The 6962-nt window shown below is 64.3% G+C and carries 5 protein-coding genes and 1 pseudogene; all 6 read left to right on the top strand.

Annotated elements, in window-relative coordinates:
* A pseudogene (gene glyA / locus NP534_RS24760) lies at positions 1–610 on the top strand (serine hydroxymethyltransferase); the annotation flags it as partial.
* 15 nt (positions 611–625) lie between these two features.
* The gene (locus tag NP534_RS24765; protein ID WP_008089646.1) at positions 626–1876 is read left to right on the top strand and encodes a sarcosine oxidase subunit beta family protein; all 1251 of its coding nucleotides are present in this window, start codon (positions 626–628) and stop codon (positions 1874–1876) included.
* 14 nt (positions 1877–1890) lie between these two features.
* Complete coding sequence (locus tag NP534_RS24770) at positions 1891–2226, top strand: sarcosine oxidase subunit delta (protein ID WP_274100462.1); 336 nt, start codon at positions 1891–1893, stop codon at positions 2224–2226.
* Positions 2223–5240 carry a sarcosine oxidase subunit alpha gene (locus tag NP534_RS24775; protein WP_033703143.1) on the top strand — a complete coding sequence of 1006 codons (3018 nt, stop codon included), beginning with the start codon at positions 2223–2225 and terminating at the stop codon, positions 5238–5240. The genes NP534_RS24770 and NP534_RS24775 overlap by 4 nt, the downstream gene beginning before the upstream one ends.
* 183 nt (positions 5241–5423) lie before the next feature.
* A complete protein-coding gene (locus NP534_RS24780; protein WP_274100463.1) occupies positions 5424–6056 on the top strand; it encodes a sarcosine oxidase subunit gamma in 633 nt (210 codons plus the stop codon).
* Between the two features lie 10 nt (positions 6057–6066).
* Complete coding sequence (gene purU / locus NP534_RS24785) at positions 6067–6924, top strand: formyltetrahydrofolate deformylase (RefSeq protein ID WP_186658525.1); 858 nt, start codon at positions 6067–6069, stop codon at positions 6922–6924.
* The last annotated feature ends 38 nt before the right edge of the window (positions 6925–6962 follow it).

The following is a 6962-nucleotide window of genomic DNA, read 5'->3' on the forward strand; positions in this document are numbered from 1 at the left end:
CAACCCGCTGCCGTACGCCGACGTGGTCACCACCACCACCCACAAGACCCTGCGCGGTCCGCGTGGCGGCCTGATCCTGGCCAAGTCCAACGAAGCGATCGAGAAAAAGCTCAACGCTGCTGTATTCCCAGGCGCCCAGGGTGGCCCACTGATGCACGTCATCGCCGCCAAGGCCGTGTGCTTCAAGGAAGCGCTGGAGCCTGAGTTCAAGCGCTACCAGCAGCAGGTCATCGAAAACGCCCAAGCCATGGCCCAGGTGTTCATCGACCGCGGCTACGACGTGGTGTCCGGCGGTACCGACAACCACCTGTTCCTGGTCAGCCTGATCCGCCAGGGCCTCACCGGTAAAGATGCCGACGCCGCCCTGGGCCGCGCGCACATCACCGTCAACAAGAACGCCGTGCCCAACGACCCACAGTCACCGTTCGTCACCTCGGGCCTGCGCATCGGCACCCCGGCTGTCACCACCCGCGGCTTCAAAGTCGCCCAGTGTGTGGCCCTGGCTGGCTGGATCTGCGACATCCTCGACAACCTCGGTGATGCCGACGTTGAAGCCGATGTGGCGAAGAACGTCGCCGCCCTGTGCGCAGACTTCCCTGTTTACCGCTGAGTGGAGTAAACGACCATGCAACGCTACTCGGGCTTCGGCCTCTTCAAGCACTCCCTCAGCCACCACGAAAACTGGCAGCGCATGTGGCGCACGCCGACCCCTAAAAAGGTCTACGACGTGGTCATCGTCGGCGGTGGCGGCCATGGCCTGGCCACGGCCTACTACCTGGCCAAGGAACACGGCATCACCAACGTCGCGGTGATCGAGAAAGGTTACCTGGGCGGCGGCAACACCGCCCGTAACACCACCATCGTGCGGTCCAACTACCTGTGGGACGAGTCGGCGCAGCTGTACGAGCACGCCATGAAGCTGTGGGAGGGCCTGTCCCAGGACATCAACTACAACGTGATGTTCTCCCAGCGCGGCGTCTACAACCTGTGCCACACCCTGCAGGACATTCGTGACTCCGAGCGCCGCGTCAGCGCCAACCGCCTCAACGGCGTCGATGGCGAGCTGCTGAACACCGCCCAGGTCGCAGCCGAAATCCCGTACCTGGACTGCTCCAAGAACACCCGCTACCCGATCCTCGGCGCTACCGTTCAGCGCCGTGGTGGCGTCGCCCGTCACGATGCCGTGGCCTGGGGTTATGCCCGTGCCGCCGACGCCCTGGGCGTCGACCTGATCCAGCAGACCGAAGTGATCGGTTTCCGCAAGGAAAACGGCGCGGTCATCGGCGTGGAAACCAACAAAGGCTTCATCGGCGCCAAGCGCGTCGGCGTGGTCACTGCCGGTAACTCCGGGCACATGGCCAAGTTGGCCGGCTTCCGCCTGCCGCTGGAATCGCACCCGCTGCAAGCACTGGTGTCCGAGCCGATCAAACCGATCATCGACAGTGTGATCATGTCCAACGCGGTGCACGGCTACATCAGCCAGTCCGACAAGGGCGACCTGGTGATCGGCGCCGGTATCGACGGCTGGGTCGGCTACGGCCAGCGCGGTTCGTACCCGGTGATCGAGCACACCCTGCAGGCGATCGTCGAGATGTTCCCCAACCTCTCGCGCGTACGCATGAACCGCCAGTGGGGCGGCATCGTCGACACCTCGCCGGACGCCTGCCCGATCATCTCCAAGACCCCGGTCAAGAACATGTTCTTCAACTGCGGCTGGGGCACCGGCGGCTTCAAGGCGACCCCGGGTTCGGGCAACGTCTTTGCCGCAAGCCTGGCCAAAGGCGAGATGCACCCGCTGGCTGCGCCGTTCTCCATGGACCGTTTCTACAACGGCGCACTGATCGACGAACACGGCGCCGCCGCCGTCGCCCACTAACCGGAGACACCGTCATGTTGCATATTTTCTGTCCCCACTGCGGCGAGCTGCGCTCCGAAGAAGAGTTCCATGCCTCTGGCCAGGCGCACATCGCCCGCCCGCTGGACCCTGCCGCCTGCTCCGACGAAGAGTGGGGCACCTACATGTTCTTCCGCGACAACCCGCGCGGTATCCACCATGAACTGTGGGACCACGTTGCCGGCTGCCGTCAGTACTTCAACGTCACCCGCGACACCGTGACCTACGAGATTCTGGAAACCTACAAGATTGGCGAGAAGCCGCAGGTGACCGCCAACGGCAAGCAGAGCAGCGCACCGTCGACCGTCAAAGGCCAAGGGGAAAAAGTATGAGCCAGACCTATCGCCTCGCCAGCGGCGGCCGTATCGACCGCAGCAAGGTCCTGAACTTCACCTTCAACGGCAAGACCTACCAGGGTTATGCCGGTGACAGCCTGGCCGCCGCGCTGCTGGCCAACGGCGTCGACATCGTCGGCCGCAGCTTCAAGTACTCGCGCCCGCGCGGCATCATCGCCGCCGGTACCGAAGAGCCGAACGCCATCCTGCAGATCGGTTCCAGCGAAGCCACCCAGATCCCTAACGTGCGTGCCACCCAGCAGGCGCTGTACGCCGGCCTGGTCGCCACCAGCACCAACGGATGGCCGAACGTCAACAACGACGTCATGGGTATCCTCGGCAAGGTCGGCGGCAGCATGATGCCGCCGGGCTTCTACTACAAAACCTTCATGTACCCGAAATCGTTCTGGATGACGTACGAGAAGTACATCCGCAAGGCGGCAGGCCTTGGCCGTGCGCCGCTGCAGAACGACCCGGACAGCTACGACTACATGAACCAGCACTGCGACGTGCTGATCGTCGGTGCCGGCCCTGCTGGCCTGGCTGCCGCCCTGGCCGCTGCCCGCAGCGGTGCGCGGGTGATCCTCGCCGACGAACAGGAAGAGTTCGGTGGCAGCCTGCTCGACAGCCGCGAGACCCTCGACGGCAAGCCTGCCGCCGAGTGGGTGAGCAGCATCGTCAAAGAGCTGGAAAGCCTGCCGGAAGTGACCCTGCTGCCACGCGCCACGGTCAACGGCTACCACGACCACAACTTCCTGACCATCCACGAGCGCCTCACCGACCACCTCGGTGACCGCGCCCCGATCGGCCAGGTGCGTCACCGCGTGCACCGTGTGCGTGCCGGCCGTGTGGTACTGGCCGCTGGCGCCCACGAGCGCCCGCTGGTGTACGGCAACAACGACGTGCCGGGCAACATGCTGGCCGGTGCAGTCTCTACCTATGTGCGCCGCTACGGCGTGGCCCCGGGCCGCAAGCTGGTGCTGTCGACCAACAACGACCACGCCTACCGCGCCGCGCTGGACTGGCACGACGCTGGCCTGCAGGTGGTCGCCATCGCCGACGCCCGCCACAACCCGCGCGGTTCGCTGGTCGAGGAAGCACGTGCGAAAGGCATCCGCATCCTCACCTCCAGCGCCGTGGTCGAGGCCAAGGGCAGCAAGCACGTGACCGGCGCCCGCGTGGCCGCCATCGACGTGCAGGCACATAAAGTCACCAGCCCTGGCGAAACCCTTGAGTGCGACCTGATCGCTACCTCCGGCGGCTACAGCCCGATCGTCCACCTGGCTTCGCACCTGGGCGGTCGCCCGGTTTGGCGTGAAGACATCCTCGGCTTCGTGCCGGGTGATGCACCGCAGAAACGTGTTTGCGTCGGTGGTATTCACGGCATCTACGCCCTCGGTGACGTGATTGCCGACGGCTTCGAAGGCGGCGTGCGCGCAGCCACCGAAGCTGGCTTCAAGGCCACTGCCGGCACCCTGCCGAAAACCGTGGCACGCAAGGAAGAGGCCACCGTGGCGCTGTTCCAGGTGCCGCACGACAAGGGCACCAAGGGGCCGAAGCAGTTCGTCGACCAGCAGAACGACGTGACCGCCGCCGGTATCGAACTGGCCACCCGCGAAGGCTTCGAGTCGGTCGAGCACGTCAAGCGCTACACCGCGCTGGGCTTCGGCACCGACCAGGGCAAACTGGGCAACATCAACGGCCTGGCCATCGCCGCCCGTTCGATCGGCATCACCATTCCGGAAATGGGCACCACCATGTTCCGCCCCAACTACACGCCGGTGACCTTCGGTGCGGTAGCGGGCCGGCACTGTGGCCACCTGTTCGAGCCTGTGCGCTTCACCGCCCTGCATGGCTGGCACGTGAAGAACGGCGCCGAGTTCGAGGACGTCGGCCAGTGGAAGCGCCCGTGGTACTTCCCCAAAGCCGGTGAAGACATCCATGCCGCCGTGGCCCGCGAGTGCAAGGCCGTGCGCGACAGCGTGGGCCTGCTCGACGCCTCGACCCTGGGCAAGATCGACATCCAGGGCCCGGATGCACGCGAGTTCCTCAACCGCATCTACAGCAACGCCTGGACCAAGCTCGACGTGGGCAAGGCCCGTTACGGCCTGATGTGCAAGGAAGACGGTATGGTCTTCGACGACGGCGTCACCGCCTGCGTCGGCGACAACCACTTCTACATGACCACCACCACCGGCGGCGCCGCCCGTGTGCTGCAGTGGCTGGAGCTGTACCACCAGACCGAATGGCCAGAGATGAAGGTGTACTTCACCTCGGTCACCGACCACTGGGCGACCATGACCCTGTCCGGCCCCAACAGCCGCAAGCTGCTGAGCGCGCTGACCGACGACATCGACCTGGACAAGGACGCCTTCCCGTTCATGACCTGGAAGGAAGGCACTGTCGGCGGCGTACCGGCCCGGGTGTTCCGTATCTCGTTCACCGGCGAGCTGTCGTACGAAGTCAACGTGCAGGCCAACTACGCCATGGGCGTACTGGAAAAGATCATCGAGGCCGGCAAGCAATACAACCTGACCCCGTATGGCACCGAGACCATGCACGTACTGCGTGCCGAAAAGGGCTTCATCATCGTTGGCCAGGACACGGATGGCTCGATGAACCCGGACGACCTCAACATGAGCTGGTGCGTGGGCCGCAACAAGCCGTTCTCGTGGATCGGCCTGCGTGGCATGAACCGCGAAGACTGCCTGCGCGACAACCGCAAGCAGCTGGTCGGCCTCAAGCCTGTGGACCCGACCCAGTGGCTGCCGGAAGGTGCTCAGCTGGTGTTCGACCCCAAGCAACCGATCCCGATGGACATGGTCGGCCACGTTACTTCCAGCTACGCAGCCAACTCCCTGGGCTATTCGTTCGCCATGGGTGTGGTCAAGGGCGGCCTCAAGCGCATGGGCGAGCGCGTGTTCTCGCCGCAGGCCGACGGCAGCGTGATCGAGGCGGAAATCGTGTCTTCGGTGTTCTTCGATCCGAAGGGTGAGCGGCAGAACGTTTAAGGCCCACCGGTAGATCTGAATTGGAATGCAAACCTTGTGGGAGCGGGCTTGCCCCGCGAATGCGCTGGGGGCCTCACCGCCCTCTTCGCGGGACAAGCCCGCTCCCACTGGGCCCCCATTAGCATTCGGGCATTGCATCTGACCTCTGGTCTTACGGACAACAGAATTCAAGGCAGGTAAGAAATGAGCGCTATCAACGTCTTCCAGCAAAACCCCGGCGCCGAAGCCAAGGCCCAGTCGCCGCTGCACCACGCCGACCTGGCCAGCCTGGTTGGCAAGGGCCGCAAGAACGCAGGTGTGACCCTGCGTGAAAAGAAATTCCTCGGCCACCTGACCCTGCGCGGCGACGGCCATGACCCGGCCTTTGCGGCAGGCGTGCACAAGGCCCTGGGCCTGGAGCTGCCGGTGGCCCTGACCGTGGTCGCCAACAACGAGATGTCGCTGCAGTGGATGGGTCCCGACGAGTGGCTGCTGATCGTCCCGGGCGGCCAGGAGTTCGCCGTCGAGCAAACACTGCGCGCGGCCCTCGAAGGCCTGCACATCCAGGTGGTCAACGTCAGCGGCGGGCAGAGCCTGCTGGAACTGCGCGGCCCGAATGTGCGCGAAGTGCTGATGAAGTCCACCAGCTATGATGTGCACCCGAACAACTTCCCGGTGGGCAAGGCTGTCGGCACCGTATTCGCCAAGTCGCAACTGGTGATCCGCCGCACCGCCGAAGACACCTGGGAACTGGTGATTCGCCGCAGCTTCGCCGATTACTGGTGGCTGTGGCTGCAGGACGCTTCGGCCGAATACGGCCTGAGCATCGAAGCCTAAGGAGAAAGACATGAGTCGGGCACCGGATACCTGGATTCTCACCGCCGACTGCCCGAGCATGCTCGGTACCGTCGACGTGGTGACGCGTTACCTCTTCGAGCAGCGCTGCTACGTGACGGAGCACCACTCCTTCGATGACCGGCAGTCGGGGCGCTTCTTCATTCGCGTCGAATTCCGCCAGCCGGACGATTTTGACGAGGTCGGCTTTCGTGCCGGCCTCGCCGAGCGCAGTGAAGCGTTCGGCATGGCCTTCGAGCTGACCGCGCCCAACCACCGCCCCAAGGTGGTGATCATGGTGTCCAAGGCCGACCACTGCCTGAACGACTTGCTGTATCGCCAGCGCATTGGTCAACTGAGCATGGACGTGGTCGCGGTGGTGTCCAACCACCCCGACCTGGAGCCATTGGCGCACTGGCACAAGATCCCCTATTACCACTTTGCACTCGACCCCAACGACAAGGCTGGGCAAGAGCGCAAGGTGTTGCAGGTGATCGAGGAGTCTGGCGCTGAGCTGGTCATCCTTGCCCGCTACATGCAGGTGCTGTCGCCCGAGCTGTGCCGACGCCTGGATGGCTGGGCGATCAATATTCACCACTCGCTGTTGCCAGGGTTCAAGGGCGCCAAGCCTTACCACCAGGCGTACAACAAAGGCGTGAAGATGGTCGGCGCCACAGCGCACTACATCAACAACGACCTCGACGAAGGGCCGATCATTGCCCAGGGCGTTGAAGTGGTGGACCACAGCCATTACCCCGAGGACCTGATTGCCAAGGGGCGGGATATCGAATGCCTGACGCTGGCGCGGGCGGTGGGGTATCACATTGAACGGCGGGTGTTCCTGAACGCCAACCGGACGGTCGTTCTCTGAACAATGCTGGGGCTGCTGCGCAGCCCTATCGCGACACA

It is taken from the genome of Pseudomonas sp. 39004 (genome assembly GCF_028682155.1).
Classification (GTDB): domain Bacteria; phylum Pseudomonadota; class Gammaproteobacteria; order Pseudomonadales; family Pseudomonadaceae; genus Aquipseudomonas; species Aquipseudomonas capeferrum.